This window comes from Alkalibacterium sp. s-m-28 (assembly GCF_054658175.1).
Window position 1 is genome coordinate 1 of sequence record NZ_BAAGIQ010000334.1, and the last position, 321, is coordinate 321.

1 protein-coding gene is annotated in these 321 nt (G+C 30.8%); it reads right to left on the minus strand.

Annotation, left to right across the window (positions count from 1 at the left end):
- Positions 1 to 100: 100 nt before the first annotated feature.
- Positions 101 to 321, minus strand: a 221-nt coding sequence (locus tag ACYQ4S_RS12545; RefSeq protein ID WP_459771510.1) for a tyrosine-type recombinase/integrase, incomplete at its 5' end; no start/stop codon positions are given.

A 321-nucleotide genomic window follows, 5' to 3' on the forward strand; every position in this document is an offset into this window, starting at 1 on the left:
CGAGCTACTTTTTCGCCTTTAGAACGTTTAAATTCAATATATTTTTCAAAATATGGTTTGAAAATTCCGTTTTCAAATGTTGAATATTCTTTATCTTTAATCATAAGTCCACCTCTAGCGCTGCTTTCTTTAGCTGATCAATATTTGACCAAATATATTGTTTAGTAGATTGAATGGATGTATGACCTAATATGTTTTTAACTTCAGTAATGGGAATCGTCTGATTCGACAACTCTGTTGCCAAACTATGCCGCATTGAATGAAGCCCACAATGTTTGTCATCTATATTTATATTAGCTAGATTAAAATATTTTGCTACAT